The sequence below is a fragment of the Tepidanaerobacter syntrophicus genome, assembly GCF_001485475.2.
Classification (GTDB): Bacteria; Bacillota; Thermosediminibacteria; order Thermosediminibacterales; family Tepidanaerobacteraceae; genus Tepidanaerobacter; species Tepidanaerobacter syntrophicus.
In genome coordinates this window covers 55,511-75,826 of sequence record NZ_DF977001.1, presented here as the reverse complement: position 1 = coordinate 75,826, position 20,316 = coordinate 55,511, and the positions used below count along the sequence as shown (strand labels likewise).

The window sequence follows — 20,316 nt, the reverse complement described above, 5'->3', positions numbered from 1 at the left end:
AAGTGATAGAATGAAATCTAAGGCAAAAACATTAATTGTAGAGTATGCACAAATCGTCATAGGATCTTTTATCGGTGCACTCAGTCTGACAATGTTTCTTGTTCCGAATAAGGTCGCTGCAGGAGGGCTAAGTGGTCTTGCCACAGTACTTTATTATCTTTTTAAGTTGCCTGTAGGCTGGACGATGCTTGTCTTGAACATTCCGCTTTTTGTAGCGGCAGTTGTTTTTTTAGGAAAAGGTGTCGGCATAAAAACTATTGTTGGAACGCTGCTATTTTCACTTTTTACGGAGATGACCGCAGGTTTCCCAGTTGTGACGACCGATTTATTACTTGCTACAGTTTATGGCGGCATACTTTTAGGAATTGGCCTGGGCATAATATTCAGAGTCAGAGGTTCTACAGGCGGAACTGATCTTGCGGCGATGATTCTCAATCATTTTATTTCATCAATAAGCATTGGCCAAGGAATAATGATTATTGATTTTTTTGTTATAATATTAAGCGGAATAACTTTCAGCTGGGAACTTGCGATGTATGCCTGGATAGCTTTGTTTATAAGCAGTAAAGTCATAGACATCATTCAAGAGGGATTTAATTACGCTAAAGCTGTTTACATAATTTCAAACGAAACAGAGGCAATATCTCAGCGAATTCTTTCAGATATGCAGCGCGGATTAACCTTCCTTAAAGCAGAAGGAGGTTTTACAAGACAAGATAAAAATGTTTTATTATGTGTTATAACACGTATGGAGGTTTCTAAGCTAAAAAACATTGTTTATCAAACCGACCCCCGAGCCTTTGTAATAATTCATGATGTGCATGAGGTTTTAGGAGAAGGTTTTACCTATAAAAACGATTAAAATATCCAAGGAGTGATTTTACGTGAACGAAGTATCTTGCGAAGCCATAGAAGAACTCAACAAAAAAGCCCTCATAATACGGCGCCACATAATTGAAATGATTACCGAAGCAGGTTCAGGACACCCCGGAGGTTCCCTTTCAAGTGCCGATATATTAACAGCACTGTATTTTCATGTAATGAATATAGACCCTAAGAATCCAAAGTGGCCGGAAAGAGACAGATTTGTTCTTTCAAAAGGACATGCCGCGCCCGTGCTTTATGCCACATTAGCCGAAAGAGGGTATTTCCCGAAAGAGGAACTTATGACCCTTAGAAAGACAGGTTCAATGCTTCAAGGCCATCCTGACATGAAAGTAACTCCGGGAGTAGACATGACCACAGGCTCCCTAGGGCAAGGCCTTTCCTGCGCAAACGGAATGGCTCTTGCAGGAAAACTTGACAAAAAAGACTACAGGGTTTATGTCCTTATGGGAGACGGAGAGCTGGAAGAAGGACAGATTTGGGAAGCTGCTATGACATCAGCTCACTACAAACTGGATAATCTTACAGCGTTTGTAGATCATAACGGCCTTCAGATAGACGGCCCCATTGAAAAAGTAATGTCGCCTGAAGTAGTACAGGACAAATTTAAAGCCTTTGGTTGGAATGTAATAGACATAGACGGCCATAACATCGCTCAAATCATCGAAGCTACAGAAAAAGCCAAGCAAGTAAAAGGCAAGCCCACCGTAATAGTTGCAAAGACCATAAAAGGCAAGGGAGTTCCCTTTATGGAAAATCAGGCAGGCTGGCACGGCAAGGCTCCTAGCCGAGAGCAAGCTGAAGAAGCCTTAAAAGCCTTATCCATATAATACTTGGAGGAGATACAGATGACAAAAATCGCAACACGTGAAGCCTATGGACAAGCACTTGCTGACTTAGGCGATGAGATAAAAGATATAGTAGTCTTGGATGCCGATCTTTCCGGCTCTACCAAGACATCGATGTTTGCAAAAAAGTTTCCCGAAAGATTTTTTAACATAGGCATAGCGGAACAGGACCTTATGGGAACCGCCGCAGGTTTTGCCACATGCGGCAAAATACCCTTTGCCAGCACCTTTGCCATCTTTGCAACAGGCAGAGCCTTTGAACAGGTGAGAAACTCCATATGCTATCCGAAACTAAACGTAAAAGTAGCTGCAACTCACGCAGGCCTTACAGTAGGAGAAGACGGAGCAACCCATCAGTCCGTAGAAGATTTAGCTCTCATGAGGTCAGTTCCGAATATGACCGTAATAAACCCTGCCGATGCAGTAGAAGCTAAAAAAGCCGTAAGAGCTGCTGCTCTTTATGAAGGCCCTGTATATCTTCGCTTTGGAAGATTTGAAGTAGAAACCGTATTTAATGACGACTATAAGTTTGAAATCGGCAAAGGAAGTGTTTTAAGAAAGGGAAGGGATGTAGCAATAATCGCAACAGGCATCATGGTGATAGAGGCATTAAAAGCCGCCGAAATCCTCAAAAATGAAGGCTTAGATGCCATGGTAGTAAACATAAGCACATTAAAACCCATAGACGAAGATATAATACTTGATGCCGCAAAGTGCAAAGCTATTGTAACAGCTGAAGAACACTCTGTCATAGGAGGTCTTGGCAGCGCTGTTGCAGAGGTGCTCTCAGAAAAGATGCCTACCCCCATGTACCGAGTTGGAATAAGAGACCAATTCGGACAATCCGGCAAACCGGAAGAACTTTTAAAACTTTACCATCTGACTGCGCAAGATATAGTTGAAGCGGCGAAGATGGTAAAAAATAGATAACAAACAGCAATATAGCTGGTGCTTTTAAACACCGGTTTTTGCTATTGACAAAATTTCTAAAAAATCTTATAGTATTAGTAATAGCCGTATATACAATTATAGATATCATGGACGGTGATGGCAGTGGAAGAAAAACAAATTCTTGTTATTGCTTGCCAGACAATCAAGCATGAGCTAGAGGCAGCAATGAAAAAAACAGGCAAGGTGTATCCAACTATTTTAATAGATTCTGATTATCACAATGATCCTGACAAACTGCGCATGGTAATTCAAGAAAATATAGACTCAGCAAAAGATAAAAAAAGAATTCTTCTTGGTTATGGCTGCTGTGGTAATGCATTAGTCGGGGTTAAAGCTACCACTGCCGAATTGGTGATTCCTAAAACCGATGATTGCATATCTATGATGCTCAGTAGAAAAGGGGAAGAGTTTAATCGCACAAGCAATACTTATTTTTTGACTAAAGGGTGGATGGAGTCTCCTAAGAGTCTTGCAGGGGAATATTACAGAGCGCTGGAAAAATACGGCGAAGCTAAAACGAAACGGATTTTTGAATTAATGCTCAAAAATTATGAGTATCTGATGATAATAGATACAGGAGCCTATGATTTAAGCGAATGTATGGGAAAAGCTGAAGAGATAGCCCGGTTTACAAAGTTAAAGCTCATTATAGAGCAAGGAGATGTTTGGTATTTAGAAAAGTTACTAACAGGCCCTTATGACAATGATTTTTCAATAATACCAAAGGGCGAAAAGATAAAGATAAGCCATTTTGGGTATGGGAATATTCCTGAAATGAAGGAGATAAACGTTATTTAAATTTGGCCATACCTACCTCTGAGTAGTTATTTAAAATGCATGCCTACTTCTTTTTGACGAAGTAGGCAATTTTTATTTTGCATAGACATCCACTGGCATAGCCAGTGGATAAAAAGCTTTAGCCTTTAAAGCAATATAAAAGTTTGCGAAACATAAACCGCTAGCTGATCAGGTGCAAGATGCTTGTTAAATATGAGACAAAAACAATAATACAAAATATGTTTAAAAGTGAATTTAGACACAAACTATAAAAGGTTCAAAATATCTTGACAAATATATCTAAGCTGTTATATACTCGTAGTGAGACAAGTATATACAGCAAGCAAGTAATATTTTCCGGGATATTATAGCAATTACTATGTACAATTTCTCAGGCATATAAATATTTATAATATTCTATTTTTATCTATTGCAAACATAGATTTGTTGTAATTTAAGTGGGAGAATTGTATTTAGTAAATTTTGAATTTTGCAAAGGAGGTGACATAACCCAAAAATTTAAATAAATTCGGTTATGTTTATAGGTCTTTGCAGTTTTTATGTACAGAAATTATCGCATACTCTTAATTAATCTATCAATCATAAGGGGGAAGGTAAAGTGCTTGATGAACTTTTCAACAAAATAGTAGATATGGATGAAGAAGGTGCAGTAAGTCTTGCTAAAGAGTATCTTGAAAAAGGCGGAGATGCTCAAAAACTTCTAGATGTATGCAGAGATGCTATGGCTGTTGTAGGAGATAAGTTTGAAAAAGGCGAGTATTTTCTTTCAGAGCTTCTCTTGGGAGGAGAAATATTTAAAGGCATAATGGAGCTTGCACTTCCCATGATAAAGGAAGGAGAAGGAAAGAAAATAGGTAAAATGGTACTAGGCACCGTAAAAGAAGACATACATAACATAGGAAAGGACATATTCAAAGCATTTGCCGAAGCCGCAGGATTTGATGTAATAGATATAGGTGTGGATGTACCTGTAGAAAAATTTGTAGACGCAGTAAAAGAAAATAAACCAGACCTTGTAGGAATGAGCTGCCTTATTACAGCGGGAATAAGCTCCATGAAAAAGACAATAGAGGCAATAAAGCAAGCAGGTCTTACAGAGCCTAAGATAATAATAGGCGGAGGAAGAGTCGATGAAGAAGTAAAAGAGTTTACCGGCGCAGATGCCTGGGCAGATGATGCTGCAAAAGGAGTAAGGCTGTGTAAAGAATTAATGGGAGTGGAGGGATAAAGATGTGTGCAAAAAGTCCTGACGAACTTGCAAAGGAACGTCTTGCAAGAATACAAGCTGCTATGAATTTAGAGGAACCTGATAGAGTGCCACTAAAAGGCATAGGCGGCGACATAATCCCTGCTTATTCAGGCATTAATCAGCATGAGTTTTGCTATGATTATGATAAAGCCATAAAGGCTATTGAAAAATATTTGAAAGATTTCCCGTTTGATTGGCCCTCGGCTTCGATACCCGGCTTAGATGGGCGAGTATTTAGCGTTGCCTTTTCTGAATTCGAGGATATAGCCCGCAGCACTACTTTTATTTCAGGTCCTATGCATGACGTTTTAGGCGATAAATATTATAGATTTCCGGGAAGAGAAATTGATGAAAACTCAAGTCCTCAGTTTATCGGCGGAACCTTTATGGAGCCGGATGAATACGATAAATTGATTGAAGATCCGGTAAAATTTGTTACTGAAACAATACTTCCGCGGACATGCAATAATATCTCTACGCCACGCCAAGCAATGGCTACGTGGGTAAGATTGGGCAGAGAATTTGACAGATTTTCTGCAGCGGGACGCCAAATTGGCAAAATTTCAGCAGATTTAGGTTATCCTTCCATACCTATGGGCGGAGCATATGCACCACTTGATATCATTGGAGACTTTTTAAGAGGAATAAATAATGTAGTACTTGATATTAGAAGATATCCCGATAAAGTAAAGAAAGCTACCGAAGCCCTTGTGGAGCCTATAGTGCAGTATGCCCTAGCCTATAAAAAGGTTGGGATTAACCTTGCGATGATACCACTACATCTAAACGAGTATCTTTCTCCTAAATTATATAACGAGTTTTATTGGCCCACATTAAAAGAAGTAATACTCAGATTATTAGATGAGGGCGTAAAGTCATGGGTATTTTTTGAAGGGCATCATGAGCCTCACCTAGAGACCATTTTAGAGCTGCCAAAAGGGTGGGGTGTAGCATACTTTGAAAAAACAGATTTGGTAAAAGCAAAGCAAGTATTAAAAGGCCATACCTGTGTTGTAGGCGGAATACCTGTAAGTATTATTATCGGGAGTACGCCGGAGAAGATTGAAGAATATATGAAGAACTTATTAGAGCAAGTCAAGCCCGGAGGCGGAGTTATCTTATCTCCTACTATAGGAACAGCTCCTCGCGAGACGCCGGTAGAAAATATTACGGCCTTAATTGAAGCAGTGGAAAAATATGGTTAAACCATAGAAATAATAGGCACTGGTTTAATGAAATCAGTGCCTATATATCACTAAATTAGGATTTGTGAAAGGGGAGAAAGATTTATGGCGAAAAAACCACTAAATAAGACCATAAAGACATTTTATGGTATAGGGGATTTCGGCTTCAGTCTTATGACACAAGTTGAATTATACTTTTTTGTATTTTTCTTGACAAACGTAGCAAAACTTCCCCTCCCTCTGGTTGCATTGATAGGCTCGATAACAAGTATTGTTGATGCTGTGCTGTCTCCGTTTTATGGTGCGATAATCAGCGGCACAAAACCTTTAAAATGGGGCAGAAACCGTTCGTGGATGTTGATTATGCCCCCAGTAGTTATTTTTTTATACATCTTTCAATTCACAAAAATTGGCCCCGATCCAGTAGCAGCATTTATAATATGCGCCGGTTTTATATTGAGCCACATAGCATGGAATATCCCGTGGGTCGCTAATGTAGCACTTATTCCGGTTCTTGCAACCAACCCTGACGAAGCCGCTCTTCTTGCTTCAAGACGCGCAACTTACACAGCACTTGCCGGTATAGTTTTTTCTTATACGGGAGCACCGCTGGCAGAATATTTCGGAAAAGTTACAAATAATGAAGTTCTCGGCTATACTATCTTAGCCGGATTGACTGCTTTGATAATGACAATATGCTATTGGATAGTATTCAAGATAACCGAAGGTTATGAGCCTACAGGCGCAGAAGCCCTCGGCTCTAAACAAGGCTCCAAGGTTTCAATAGGAGCCATGGTAAAAAGCCTTGTTCAAAACCCGCCCCTTATTGTATTATTAATAGCCGACTTTTTCAGGTATATGGTCAATTTTGTTATGACAGCGGCAGCAGCTTATTATTTCACTTATGTTGCTCAAGATATGTCTCTTTTTCCTGCGTATTTACTGGCAGGCTCCATTGCACAGGTGATAGGTTCCTATTTTGCGGGATCTCTTGCTAAGAAGCTCTCTTCACGAAACGCAACAATTGTGAGTCTTTATGCGCTGGCAGCATCACTCATAATATGTAAGTATGTAGCAATGAACGTAACACTGTTCTTCGTAGTTGTTTTTTTAGCAAGAATGTTCTTAGGTGTTCTGACTTCCGTTATGGTTGGTCTATATTCAGATGTATCGATTTATGCCAACTGGAAGATAGGCGAAGATGCGTCATCTTTTGTTATGGGATTAATGACAGTTGCACTTAAACTAGCTGTTATTTCACGCGGAACAGTCATTCCTTTTGTTTTGGCAACAGCAGGATTTATACCGGGAGCAGATCCGGCTACGGCTACTCCTGCACTTAAAGCAGGTGTGATAAATGCATTTCTATTTATCCCTGGCATATTCGCGTTAATCTCTGCCTTAATAATGACATTTGGATATAAACTTACAAGAGAAAAGGTAGTTGAATATCAAAAAGCAATAAATGAAAGACTGGCAAAAGCATAAAATTAATTATATTAGCTTAATAAGCTTACCGATAAAATATCCCAACCTCTCTTACGATTTAGGTTGGGATATTTTTTTGCGCAATATAGCGCGGAAATTCGAAAGATAGTTAAAAAATAAACAATTAAAAAACAAATAATGTTCAAAAAAGTATTGACAATCTAAAATTACATGTATATACTTATATTATAACTTGTATATACATATAAAATATTTAAACTAAGAGGAGGTTTCCATCAATGTCAGACTTTAAACATTTAACCGAAGCTTTAGGAAATCTTGATGAAGAAGAGGTGCTTAGAATCTTAAAGGATTTTGTAGCATCAAACCCTTCTCAGGAAGAAGCCCAGAAAGCTGTTGAAGCATGTCAGGACGGCATGAATATCGTAGGCGAAAAGTTTGAAACAGGAGAGTATTTTGTAGGAGATCTTATATTTGCGGGAGAACTGCTAAATCAGGCTATAGAAATATTAAAGCCCGTAATAGGAAGCGCAAGTGAAAAGAAAATAGGCACTATAGTTTTAGGAACTGTTCACGGAGACTTGCACGACATAGGAAAGAACATATTCCGCAATATGGCTGAAGCTGCAGGATTTCAAGTCTATGACCTTGGAATAGATCAGCCTGTAGAAGCCTTCGTAGAAAAAGTTAAAGAAGTACATCCTGATATAGTAGGACTTAGCGGAGTACTCACCCTTGCCCTTGAAGCTATGAAAGAGACAATAGACGGCCTTAAAGAAGCAGGTCTAAGAGACAAGGTTAAAGTGATAATAGGAGGCAACCCGGTAAACCAGGAAGTGTGTGAACATGTGGGGGCAGATGCCTGGACGACAAATGCTGCTGAAGGAGTAAAAATATGCCAGGGGTGGGTGAAATAAATGAATGACGTAAAAGCATTGCAGGAAGAAAGGATCAGCATATATCATGATGTATATGATAATAAGGTGCCAAAAAGAGTTCCTGTAGGCATAAGCCTTCCCTTTGAATTTGTTGCCCAGTATGGAGGGCTGAATTTGGCTCAGGCGCAGTGGAATCCTTCGATAGTGGAAGAAACCGCTGACAAATTATGTCAGAAGGTTTATTCTGATACCTGCGTTTTCTCCGGCTCATTGCGTTTTCCTTCCTTTTACGAGTTGATGAAATCTCAATCCTTCGTTATGGCATCAAATGGATTTATCCAACATCCGGAAGTAGTTGGCATGATGCCGGAAGATTATGATTATCTTATTGAAAAACCTTATGACTGTATTCTGGAAAGAGTGCTTCCTCGCCAATATAAGGCGCTTGATGCAGCAGACCCGATTAATAGCGCTATAAGCCTTACAAAAAGTGTCTTAGCATACAATAATGACTTTATGGAAAGCGGCATGATAGTTGGAAAACTTACCGAGAAATACGGCTACTACCCGGGGAATTTGTTTAGCGGCGGTTTTTCGGAAGCGCCTTTTGACTTTATAGCTGACCAACTTAGGGGATTTAAAGGTATAAGCATGGATATTAGGCGCATTCCTGATAAGTTAAAGGAAGCATGCGAAGCAGTTTATCCCATAGTGTTTAAAAAAGGTTTGCCTGCGCAAATTTCTAACTACGGACAAGTGTTTTTGCCTTTGCATATGCCCACATTTATGCGTGAAAAGGATTTTGAAAATCTTTACTGGCCTACATTCAAAAGAATGTTGGATGAATATGCTTCGATGGGGATTCACTGCAGCATATTTTGCGAGGATGACTGGACAAGGTATCTTGATTATCTTTATGATCTGCCGACGGATACTGTTCTTATGTTCGAGTACGGTGATCCTAAAATAATCAAAGGTAAATTAGGCAAAAAGCACATAATTACAGGACTCTATCCAATAGTCAATTTAAAAACAAAATCTGAAAAAGAGTGCGTAGATGAAGTAAAGCGGTACATTGACATCCTTGCTCCACAGGGCAAATATATATTTGGATTTGACAAACAGCCTTTGCTATTAAACGACATAAACTTAGAAAATTTGTGTGCCGTTGCCGAAACCGTAAGAGATTATGCGGTTTATACCAATCCGGGAGATACTGCAGGTATTGAGTTTAAGAAGGAAGAGTATAAGGTGGAGCCTTCGAGAAAGTTAGAAAGTAAATATTATAAGACATGGGATCAATATAAAGCATTGAATCCAAATGTATCAGAGTTTGGAAAAGACAAACTTTCAAATCTTGAAGATGCAGTATTTCAATATCTGGTTTATTTATTAATGTAAATTGTATTGCATATTCGTCATTTAGTTTTTGCTGTCTGATATGCTATGTGCAGGGATTACAGAAAATTGTCTAAAATAAGCAAAAAATCTTTACATTTCATAAGAACCAATATATAATTGAATTTAACTATAAGTGTTTATAGTCTAAAGAAGGCGGAACATCAAAATAACTATAAAAGGTGAATAAATTCGATATGATTAATGCAAAAAAGTTGCAGGAAGAAAGGGTAAAGATCTATGAGGATATCCTTGATAATAAAATACCCAAGAGAGTTCCGGTAGATATATCCCTTACACTTGAAGCTGTAGCCCAATTTGGAGGCCTTGATCTGGTAGAAGCTCAGTGGAAACTTGAAAAACTTAAAGAGCCTGCGGACAAGATATGTCAGTTGGTTTATTCTGACATATGTGTTTTTGCCGGAAGTTTTCGCTTGCCTTCTTTCTACCAGGCCCTTGAGTCGCGTTCATTTATCATGGCATCAAACGGCTTTATTCAGCATCCGGAAGTAGTAGGAATGACGGTGGAAGACTATGATTATCTTATCGAAAAACCTTATGATTGTATCCTAGAAAGGGTTCTTCCTAGACTGTACAAAGCTTTTAACGCTTCAGATCCCATCAACAGCGCAATAAGCCTTACGAAAAGCTTGCTTGCATATCAGAGCGATTATAGGCAACTTACAGACATAATAAATGATCTGGTAGAAAAATATGGATTTTATCCAAGCTCGATTTTTAAGGGCGGTTTTACCGAAACACCTTTTGATCTTCTTGCAGACCAACTTCGCGGATTTAGAGGCATAAGTGTGGATATTAGGCGTATCCCTGATAAAGTTAAGGCTGCCTGCGAAGCATTATATCCTATAGCATTTAAAAAAGGTCTGCCAAAAAATCCTTCAAAATACAGCAGAGTTTTTATGCCACTACATATGCCGGCCTTTATCAGAGAAGAAGATTTTGCAAAACTTTACTGGCCTACCTTCAAACGCATGACTTATGAATATGCATCCCTTGGTATTAATTGCAGCTTACTTTGCGAAGGAGATTTATTAAGATATTTAGATTATCTGTACGAACTACCAACAAATACACTGCTTGTCTTTGAAAGCGGTGACCCAAAGCTTATAAAAGAAAAACTTGGAAAAAAGCATATTATTACAGGCTTGTATCCAATTATGAGTTTGAAAACCAAATCTAAGAAAGATTGTGTTAAAGAAGTTAAGGAGTACATTGACATCCTTGCTCCGGGAGGTAAATACATATTTAGCTTGGACAAACATCCGCTCATGCTAAATGACATAAACCTAGAAAATCTATGTGCTGTTGCTGAAACCGTAAGAGATTATGCAGTTTATACTAATCCGGGAGATACTGCAGGCATTGAGTTTAACAAAGAAGATTACACAGTCGAGCCTTCAAGAGAGCTCGAAAGTAAATATTATAAGACATGGGATCAATATAAAGCGTTGAACCCAAATGTATCAGAGTTTGGTAAAGATAAATTACAATGGCTTGAAGAAATGATTTTTCAATATTTAATTTACTTGATTTTATAATTAAACACGCAGTGCACATAGCACACAGGGACGGTTCTTTTGTGTTGTCATAGCACAGAGGGACGGTTCTTTTGTGTTGTCTGACAACACAAAAGAACCGTCCGAGACCACTGAAAAACTAGCCTTTTTTATCCTGGTTTCATCAAAAAATATCAAAAACCAAGATTTGCTCTGGAAAATATAGGTTTTTTAAAAAACAAAATAAAAAAAGAGGATACTATTGCTGCTATCCTCTTTATATTTACCGCTATTGCGGCTAGTTTCGATTGTATGGACACGCTTAACAGACCGTATCCCCTTGCTCGATACAGCCCGTGAAATCGTTTAAGTTCGGCATTTTTGCCTTCGATTGAAGCTCTCTTTTTGTATTTTTCCTTAAACTCCTCGGTTTTTTGGTACTGCGATATTTCATAAAACTCCGGTGTATTTAAACCTACATTGAGAATTTTACGCGAACTTCTTTTGCAGCATTTATCGTGTATGGGGCATGCCTTGCACTGATTTATTTCAAAATAGTATTTGTAGGTTTCTTTTTTGTCTTTTTTAGATTTAAAATGCCTCCTTTTTTCTGTTATGTTGCCTTGGCTGCACTGCCACTGGTCGGAGTCTTTGTTATATGTAAATTCACTTTCATCGATTCTATAGACTGATTCGCTTACAGGTATATAGGCTTTTGCATTTATTTCTTTTATATCATCCAGTATGGGTTTTCTAAAATACGCTTTATCTGCATAAACTTCATCAATCCTTATGCCGGCTTTTTTTGTTTGTTCAAGCATTTCTTTTGTGTGGTTTCCGTCGGTATATGCTCCGTTCGCTGTTCTTACGCAAGTGATGATGCGTTCATCCGTTGTCATGGCAAACTCGGTTTTATAGCCGAAATAATTATGGTTTTTACTTTTATAGCCGACTCTTGCGTCTTCGTCTATTAGCGAACGCACTCCTTTTTGATTTATAAACTTAGGGTCGTCTAATATTTCCTTAGCTTTGTTTATTGCTTCCTTGGTCTTTTGTTCATTTGCGGATATATTTTCGTTTACTTTATCTATTACAGTCTCTAAGTATTCTTTCATTTCGGCCTTAGCCTCTTTATGATCTTCAATTTCCTTGTAGGCCGGCGCTTCGGGTATATCTTCTAAGGTTTTTCCCGTTTCCTCTGTATATGTTTTAATGATCTTTTTTCCTAAATGTTTCATTAACCGTTCAGGGGTTTTTTTAATGGTATTTGCTTGTATATGGGTAGTATCTATGCTTACGCTGCCTCCTTCTATGATTCCCTTTTCTACACATTGTCTTACGATTTCTGTTATGATTTCGTCTAAGGTTGATTCCTCCAAGCGATGGGTCCTGAATTTTGAAAGCAGGCTTTTATCCGGAAGGGCATCTTCAGGATTGAGGCCTAAAAAATACAGGTAGGCAAGGTTTAAGCTTGCTTCCTCTATTACTCTTTCATCCGAAAGGTTATATAGATGCTGCAAGAAAAGCAGCTTGCACATCATTTCCGGTTCTTTTGCAGGACGGCCAAACTCTTTGCAATAGCTGCCTTTTAGCAGTTCGTTGATAAAAGAAAAATCAACCACTGAATCTATCCTTTTTAGTATGTGATTTTCCGGAATTTTGTCGTACAGCAATGAATGAAAACTCAGTTGCTTTGGCTTAAGTCGAAGCATTAGAAAAACCCCTTTTGATTGGTATTTGATCATACTTATATTATACCATGAATAAGGGGTTTTTGGTACCTTAAAGCCAGACATTTCAAGGCTTTTAATCATTTTCTTGTGTTTAATTTTAGAATCAGATTTCTTTTATGGGGGGGACTTTTTCAGTGGTCTCGGACGGTTCTTTTGTGTTCTTTTAAAACCCGGGCTCATGTTTTAAAATAAAGCTATTCTTTCTTTGCTATTCCAAATGAAGAGAAATTAGCACGGAGGGACTGTCCCCATGTGTTCCTGTGCATGTTTTAAAATAAAGCTATTCTTTCTCTGCTATTCCAAAGGAAGAGAAATTAACACGGAGGGACTGTCCCCATGTGTTCCTGTTTCCCTTGTGTTTCCCAGCCTGCCGAGGTAACACGGAGGGACTGTCCCCATGTGTTTTGGGTAGATCAATTAACACGGAGGGACTGTCCCCATGTGTTTTTATGCAAGGCCACCGCCGTCTGCTACTAAGACGCTTCCAGTTACGTAGGAAGACATTTCGCTGGCAAGAAAAAGGACTGCATAAGCTATATCAAGGGGTGTTCCTACTTTTAACAGTGGTCTTGTAACGGCAGATGACTTTATCATTTCATCTTCAGGGATTCCGAGCTGTCTTGCCTCGCTTCTTAGCATGGGAGTATCAATGTCTCCCGGACAGACACAATTTACTCTAATGTTCTGAGGACCGTGATCTATCGCCATGGCACGTGTTAAGTTTACAACGCCGCCCTTTGCAGCGCAGTATGCGGCGGCATTGTCGCCCCCTTTAAGTCCCCAGCCCGAGCCTGTGTTAATAATGCTTCCTCCACCACCTGCCGCCATTACAGGAATTACATACTTCGAAAGCAGATACACTCCCTTCAGACACACATCTATACTCTTGTCCCATTCATTTTCTTCCAGTTCAACGACATTCTTTCTGATAATAATTCCCGCATTATTGTGTAGAATATCAATATGGCCGCTTCTTTTTTGTATTTCCTCTACCACCTTTTGGCAACTTTGGCCGGAGGTAATATCGCACTTTAGAAAATGAGCTTTGCAGCCGCTTTGTGAAATCTCTGCAGCCGCTTTTTCTCCGGCATCTTCATTTATATCAAGTAAAAATACTTCAGCACCAAACTCAGCCAATGTCTTTGCCGAAGCAAAACCTATCCCTGACGCAGCCCCAGTAACAACAGCTGTTTTTCCATCAAGAGCTAGTATATTTTTATTTACATCCATAAAGCTTCCTCCCACTGCTTTAAGTTATTTTTCGCCTTTTATTTTCTTTAGATGCGACCGCCATGTTATGCCCCATTTTTTAGGATCATCCAACGGTTCTGTATTAATTTTATGAACACAGCTGTTGTAAGGAGCATTTTTCACCTTTTCGGGATTCTCATAAGCCTCTTTAGCAATTTCCCTAAGAGCTTCCAAATATTCATCAAGGTCGTCTTTCGAGGCAGATTCAGTAGGTTCTAAGGTAAAAGGCTCAGGAACAATCCACGGATGATGGCTCGTCCAGTAGTGAAGCCCAAAATCGCACATGCGCCGTTGAATATCCTCTGTTGTGACGCCTGTTTCTTTTGTAAGAGGCTCCCAACTGTATCTGACCTGCTCAAATCTATATTTGCCCAGGGCATAGGGAATAGATACTCCCTTTATTTCCTTAATCTTTTTGCATAAATAATTACTGTTTAATACTGCTATCTTTGCAACTTCTTTTAAACCTTCATCGCCTAGACTCATTATCCATGCATACGCTCTTATAACAGCAGGAATTGTCCCATAAAATGAGCGTATTTTCCCTATGCTGTGCTCTAAATTGTAATTTAAGAAGTACTTTTCACCATCAAAATCCACTATAGGCGCCGGTAAAAAGCTCTCTAACTTTTTGACAACACCCAATGCCCCTACACCGGGCCCGCCACATCCATGGGGCGATGAAAATGTCTTGTGCAGGTTAAAGAAACAAAAATCAAAACCTGCTTCTTTTGCCCGAGTAATCCCCAATATTCCATTGGCATTTGCCTGGTCATAACTGCATAATCCTCCCACTTCATGGACAATACTGGTAAATTCAGCGATTCTGGGATTATATATTCCGGTGTCCTCAGGATTTGTAATCATAAGACCTGCCGTCCGATTCGACACTACCTTTTTCAGTTCTTCAATATCTGGATAGCCGTCCTTGTCAGGGTGGAGCGTTATAACTTTAAATCCCTTTACTGCTGCGGCGGCTGCATTTGAAGGATGCGAAAAAATTGTGGTTATGATTTCATTTCTCGTATCCCCCTCACCCCGGGATTCATGATATGCTCGAATCATAGATGCAATAGCAAAAATTGCCTGAGAGCCGCCTCCCGGCTGGAAAGTAAATCTGTCAAGACCTGATATTTCTCTTAGAAAGGTATCAGTTTTATGCATTATTTCGAGAACGCCTTGAACTGTGCTTTCAGGCTGCAAGGGATGAAGTTCTGTTATTTTAGGGGAAGATGCAAACTTTTCGTTTATTTTGGGGCTGTATTTGATTGTGCATGTGCCTTGTCCTATTTCGATATTTACATCAGCACCCAACACTTCTTGAGAAAGCCTCAAATAGTGGCGCAGAACCTTTGCTTGAGACATTTCGGGAAGATTCGGCGGCGTCTTTCTTCGCAGGTTTTTAGGTATTAAATCAAGGCTATCCCCAACAGCATTTGAAATTTCTTCTTCTGCTTGCGGAACATATATACCGCGCTCGCCTTTTGTGCTAAGCTCGAAAATTACCGGTTCATCCCATTTTGCCTGATGAAAGCCTTTTCTTAAAAGCGACTTTTTCTCGCTCATACATTATCACTTCCTCTTAAGTTATTTCAAAATGCTTTCTATACTTTTTACAAGTTTATGGATGTCTGAAGCCGTATGCCTTTCTGTAATACAGAAAAGAGCGCTTTGACCTAGTTCGGGAAAGGTTTGAGACAAGTCTTTTCCGCCAAAAATTCCTTTTTCAAGCAGCATTTTATTGATTTCTTCCACGGTTTTACCTGTATCATCAAAGTTTACAACAAATTCCCTGAAAAAAGCAGACGATAAATACGGAGAGTTTATATTTTTGACTTTTGCCAGTTCTTTTGCTCCATAATAAGACTTTTGAAGAATTGTCTTTCCTATATCCTCCATCCCCTTCGGCCCCATTAGCGCAAGATAAACTCCTGCTGTAATACCCCAAAGAGCTGATGCTGTTCCGACAAATTCCTTTCCCTGCTCTCGTTTTGCAAAAGATGTCCTATCATAAAATACATCTCCAAATCCTAATTCGCCGGGAACTACTGTGGTGGTAACGCCAAATAGCCTTGAAGGATATTGGGAAACGAATTTTTCTTCATCGCGAGTTGCAATAAAACCTGCAAACCCTCCTCCGTAATTCATATGTATCCCAAGTGATTGCACATCACCGCAAACTATATCGGCTCCGTAATTCGATGGCGGAGCAATTACTCCAAGAGATATAGGATCAACGCCTACGATGGTCAGTGCGCCATTTTGTTTTGCAAGTTCGGATATTTCGTTGCATTGTTCTTCAAGGACGCCTAAAAAAGAGGGATTTTCAAAATAAACGGCAGCTGTATTCGAAGATATCTTCTTTCTTAAATCTTCAAGGTCGGCAAGTCCTGTTTTCTTGTCAAAATCTGCAATAATAATTTTTACTGCAGGGTGGCAGTAGTTTTTTATTGTCAAAAGCCTATCAGGATTAATCGTCTTTACGACTACAGCTTCATTGCGGCCGGTGATTCGCTGAGCCATTCTGATTGCTGTAGATGCAGCCTGGTTCCAATCATAAGTTGGCACATTTACTACATCCATATCTAACAACTCTGCCATCATGCTTTCATATTCAAACAGCGCCTGAAAACGTCCATGATCTTCGTAGGGTTCGCCAGCATATGCAGTCAAAAATTCAGGTCTGCGATTTATTTCATCACACACTGCAGGCACGTAATGGTCGTAGCAGCCTGCGCCTAAGAAACTCAAATATTCTCTTGATGTGCTGTTTTTATCTAATATTTTGCTTACATGCTGTTCAAGCTCACATTCTGAAAGTATTGGATCCGGAAGATTTAGTTTTGACTTAAATTTTAGTGCATCAGGTATTTCCGAATAAAGCTCATCAATATCTTGTATCCCTATTTCCTTCATCATCTCGGCCTTTATTCCAGGAACAGAATTGGGAATATAAGGATGGATAAATGGTTTTTTTGCCATACAAAAGCCTCCTTGCTTCAAATGAGTTTAAAAAGGGGCATAGCCTGTTAGGCACGCCCCTTGCGAAATAAGTTTATTTGCCCAACATATTAGTTATGTCTTTTTGGAGTGCGTCAAGCGTTGCTTTAACTTCTGCATGTTTTAATGTAACTTTTGCCTGGGCATCTATTACACGTGAATATACCTCTGGAAAATCTTCTGTATAGTAGAGCTCGGGAATTTCTTTGGCTACTTCTGCAAAGAATTTCCAAATCTTTTGCCCGCCAAAATATTCTACTTCTTGGTCAAATGCAGGATCGTCATATGTTGGTATATACGAAGGGAACAGGCCGTATTTGGTAAATGCTGTAATCTGGGTATCCATATCTGTCATAGCAAATTTTACAAATTCCACGGCTGCTTCACGGTTTTGGGTAGCTGCAGGTATCATAACATTAGAACCTCCATAAACCGCTGCTTGAACACCTTCATTCCCTACTTTTGGCAGTCTCATTACTGCCCACTTGCCGGAAAGATCCGGCACTTCATCCATTAGTGTGCCTGCCCACCAGACAGCAGAGGGCACTGTTGCAATTTTACCGCTTTGGGTAGCCGAAACAAGACCATCCCAGTCTGTATTATCATAAGTTATTCCTTCGTCATACATTTTTTGAATAATCGACATGGCTTTTATCGCAGCATCGGTATTCAGTGTTGTATTGCCCTCGGCATCAAAGAAATATGAACCGAGCTGATTCAAAATCATGCCAAAAAGATTGGCATTTCTAGATGCTGCAAGAGGCACCATTTTTACTCCCACTTTTTCGTTCATTACCTTTCCGGCAGCTATAAAATCGTCCCATGTTTTTATATCTTCTGCTTTTATGCCTGCTTTTTCAAACAGGTCGGTCCTATAATAAACCGTGGCCGGACCGGCATCCCAAGGAAATGCAACAAGTTTTCCGTTTGACTTGCATTCTGAGATTTTAACAGGTAGAAAATCATCTGTTTTAATCGCATCAGTGAGATCTACAAAGCCTTCCGGAAATTTTCCGGCAAAACTTGCAACACGTTCGCCTTCAATGGTTACTACATCAGGCAGACCTACGTTTGCCACAAGGCCTGTAGTCATTTTGTCGTACACTTGATCTGTTCCTAAGTCCTCTACCGTTATCTTTACATCGGGATAAATCTTGTTAAAATTTACCGCTGCTTCTTGAAGCGCTTTGGCAGCTACATCCCAGCTCCATACCGTCAGCTCTCCTGAGAGTTTAGGTTTTTCACCTTGGGCAGAAGTATCTTCTTTTGGAGCCTCAGTGCTGTTTTCAGCAGGCTTACTGCCGCAGCCGGCCATAGCAAACACCATACACAAAACTACTGCAAGAATCGTGACTTTTTTAAACATCATTTTTTCCTCCCTTGTATTTTTTACTCTTTTATTGAACCGCCAATAAGGCCTGAAACAAACTGCCTTTGGAAAATCAAAAATATTATTATGATAGGAATGGTAGATATTGTGGAACCCAACATCATCATCCCGTAGTCCTTATACATTAAGCCTTCAAGAGAAGCCAAAGCCACAGGAAGAGTGTACATATCCTTAGTTGCGAGAATTATCAACGGCCACATAAAGTTTCCCCACTGAGACATGAAGTTGTATATTCCCAAAGCTCCTAAGGCAGGCTTCATATTAGGCATAACTATTTGAAAAAAGATCCCAAATTCGCTGCAGCCATCTATGCGCGCCGCCTCTATCAAAGCTGTCGGGAATGAAGTCATGTTTTGTCTCATCAAAAATATTCCAAAGGCATTGGCGAGAGCCGGAAATATAATGGCCCAGTAAGTGTTTTGCCATCCTATTTTATTCATCATAATAAACATTGGTACAAGGGTCACTTGAGAAGGCACCATTAATGTGGAAATAATTATTCCAAAAATTATGGATTTGCCTTTAAACTCATATTTGGCAAGAGCATAGCCGGCCATGGAATCGAGAAGCAGTGTAAGGAGTGTATAGGTTATTGCAATAAATAGGGAATTAAAAATCACTCTGCTAATATTGATTTTTTCAGAAAGATTTTTAAAGTTTTCAAGCAGCTGATTACCGAAACTCAAGTGCGGTGGAATGTTGAGTATTTGACTTGTGGAAAGTGTAGAAGATACAAACATAACATAAAATGGGAACAGTGACACGAATGCAACTAAAATAAGAACAATATAGTAAACTATTAATCTTGTTCCGGTCACATCTCCCGGTTTAAAGTTTTTTCTCACAAGTCATCACTCCCGCTAATCTTAAATTGTATAGCCGACAATATTGCTACAATTATAAGCAGCACATAGCTCATGGCAGCCGCATATCCAAACTTCAGATACCTAAAGCCCATGTTGTAAAGGTAATGAACAACAGTTATTGTGGCATTATCAGGACCTCCATGGGTTAAAATATAAGATTCATCAAAGAGCTGTAAGGTGCCAATAGTAGAAGTAATGGCGCAAAATAGAATTATTGGCTTCATTAATGGAATCGTAATTTGTTTAAATTTCTGAAAACTGCTTGCCCCATCTATATCAGCAGCCTCATAAATTTCTTCCGGAATCCTTTGCAGCCCTGCAATCATTATGACCGTGTTATAGCCTGTCCATCTCCAGGTAAGGGCAATTATAAGGGAAATCTTTGCGCTTATTGGACCGTTTAGCCAATCAACCTTCGGGAAGCCTAAACTAGTCAGCAGATAGTTTACAAGGCCATATTCGGTGTTTAGTAAAAGTTTAAAAATTAATGCATAGGCCACAAGCGCCGTAACACAAGGAAGAAAAACCGATACTCTGAAGAACCCTTTTGCTTTTAAAAATCGTTGGTTCAGCATATTCGCAATTACCAGCGCAAGAACAAGCATTATTGGTACCTGAATTAAGAGGTAAATAGTGGTATTTTTTAGCGCTGTTATAAATATAGAGTCTTTCATGAGCCTGATATAGTTTTTAAGGCCTACATAAACAAATTTGCCGCCCTCAAGCTCCTGAAAGCTCATAAAAAATGAACTTACAAAAGGGTATATCATAAAAACGCAGAAGACAATTATTGTCGGCAGCAAAAATAGATAAGGGGCTGTTTTTATATTCCATCTTGTTCCGACAAATCTAGGCCGCCGCCTGTTAGGTTGACTTTTTTCAATCGTGTTGTTCATCAACAAAACTCCCTTTGGCTTAG

Annotated in this window: 17 protein-coding genes; 10 read left to right on the top strand and 7 right to left on the bottom strand. The window is 39.3% G+C overall.

What is annotated here, in order from left to right; genetic code table 11:
• Positions 1-10: 10 nt before the first annotated feature.
• The 10 genes from TSYNT_RS05360 (at position 11) to TSYNT_RS05315 (ending at position 11,199) form a co-directional block, all read left to right on the top strand.
• Complete coding sequence (locus TSYNT_RS05360) at positions 11-862, top strand: YitT family protein (protein WP_059032480.1); 852 nt, start codon at positions 11-13, stop codon at positions 860-862.
• Positions 863-884: 22 nt separating this feature from the next.
• Positions 885-1,715, top strand: a complete 831-nt coding sequence (locus TSYNT_RS05355) for a transketolase (protein WP_083497665.1) — start codon at positions 885-887, stop codon at positions 1,713-1,715.
• Positions 1,716-1,733: 18 nt separating this feature from the next.
• Positions 1,734-2,663, top strand: a complete 930-nt coding sequence (locus TSYNT_RS05350; protein WP_059032479.1) for a transketolase family protein — start codon at positions 1,734-1,736, stop codon at positions 2,661-2,663.
• 123 nt (positions 2,664-2,786) lie between these two features.
• Positions 2,787-3,482 carry a DUF1638 domain-containing protein gene (locus TSYNT_RS05345; protein ID WP_238142645.1) on the top strand — a complete coding sequence of 232 codons (696 nt, stop codon included), beginning with the start codon at positions 2,787-2,789 and terminating at the stop codon, positions 3,480-3,482.
• 598 nt (positions 3,483-4,080) lie between these two features.
• Positions 4,081-4,710 carry a cobalamin B12-binding domain-containing protein gene (locus TSYNT_RS05340; RefSeq protein WP_059032475.1) on the top strand — a complete coding sequence of 210 codons (630 nt, stop codon included), beginning with the start codon at positions 4,081-4,083 and terminating at the stop codon, positions 4,708-4,710.
• A gap of 2 nt (positions 4,711-4,712) precedes the next feature.
• Positions 4,713-5,936, top strand: coding sequence for a uroporphyrinogen decarboxylase family protein (locus tag TSYNT_RS05335; protein WP_238142644.1), 1,224 nt, complete (start codon positions 4,713-4,715; stop codon positions 5,934-5,936).
• Between the two features lie 84 nt (positions 5,937-6,020).
• Complete coding sequence (locus tag TSYNT_RS05330) at positions 6,021-7,403, top strand: MFS transporter (protein ID WP_059032471.1); 1,383 nt, start codon at positions 6,021-6,023, stop codon at positions 7,401-7,403.
• A 239-nt stretch (positions 7,404-7,642) separates the two neighbouring features.
• Entirely contained in the window at positions 7,643-8,281 is a 639-nt protein-coding gene (locus TSYNT_RS05325) for a cobalamin B12-binding domain-containing protein (RefSeq protein WP_059032469.1), read from the top strand.
• Entirely contained in the window at positions 8,282-9,643 is a 1,362-nt protein-coding gene (locus TSYNT_RS05320; RefSeq protein ID WP_059032467.1) for a uroporphyrinogen decarboxylase family protein, read from the top strand.
• Between the two features lie 194 nt (positions 9,644-9,837).
• Positions 9,838-11,199 carry a uroporphyrinogen decarboxylase/cobalamine-independent methonine synthase family protein gene (locus TSYNT_RS05315; protein ID WP_059032465.1) on the top strand — a complete coding sequence of 454 codons (1,362 nt, stop codon included), beginning with the start codon at positions 9,838-9,840 and terminating at the stop codon, positions 11,197-11,199.
• Between the two features lie 152 nt (positions 11,200-11,351).
• Here the strand turns inward: TSYNT_RS05315 and TSYNT_RS05310 are convergent, their stop codons facing one another.
• The 7 genes from TSYNT_RS05310 to TSYNT_RS05280 form a co-directional block, all read right to left on the bottom strand.
• A complete protein-coding gene (locus tag TSYNT_RS05310) occupies positions 11,352-12,869 on the bottom strand; it encodes an IS1182 family transposase (protein ID WP_059031289.1) in 1,518 nt (505 codons plus the stop codon).
• A 468-nt stretch (positions 12,870-13,337) separates the two neighbouring features.
• A complete protein-coding gene (locus TSYNT_RS05305) occupies positions 13,338-14,120 on the bottom strand; it encodes an SDR family NAD(P)-dependent oxidoreductase (protein WP_059032463.1) in 783 nt (260 codons plus the stop codon).
• A 24-nt stretch (positions 14,121-14,144) separates the two neighbouring features.
• Positions 14,145-15,707 (bottom strand): aminomethyl-transferring glycine dehydrogenase subunit GcvPB, encoded by a 1,563-nt coding sequence (gene gcvPB, locus TSYNT_RS05300; protein ID WP_059032460.1) that lies wholly within the window; start codon positions 15,705-15,707, stop codon positions 14,145-14,147.
• 21 nt (positions 15,708-15,728) lie between these two features.
• Complete coding sequence (gene gcvPA, locus TSYNT_RS05295) at positions 15,729-17,123, bottom strand: aminomethyl-transferring glycine dehydrogenase subunit GcvPA (RefSeq protein WP_059032458.1); 1,395 nt, start codon at positions 17,121-17,123, stop codon at positions 15,729-15,731.
• 73 nt (positions 17,124-17,196) lie between these two features.
• The gene (locus TSYNT_RS05290; protein ID WP_083497664.1) at positions 17,197-18,510 is read right to left on the bottom strand and encodes an ABC transporter substrate-binding protein; all 1,314 of its coding nucleotides are present in this window, start codon (positions 18,508-18,510) and stop codon (positions 17,197-17,199) included.
• 20 nt (positions 18,511-18,530) lie between these two features.
• Positions 18,531-19,376, bottom strand: a complete 846-nt coding sequence (locus tag TSYNT_RS05285; RefSeq protein WP_202859729.1) for a carbohydrate ABC transporter permease — start codon at positions 19,374-19,376, stop codon at positions 18,531-18,533.
• Entirely contained in the window at positions 19,373-20,293 is a 921-nt protein-coding gene (locus TSYNT_RS05280; protein ID WP_059032453.1) for a carbohydrate ABC transporter permease, read from the bottom strand. Before TSYNT_RS05280 ends, TSYNT_RS05285 begins: the two co-directional genes overlap by 4 nt.
• Between the last annotated feature and the right edge of the window lie 23 nt (positions 20,294-20,316).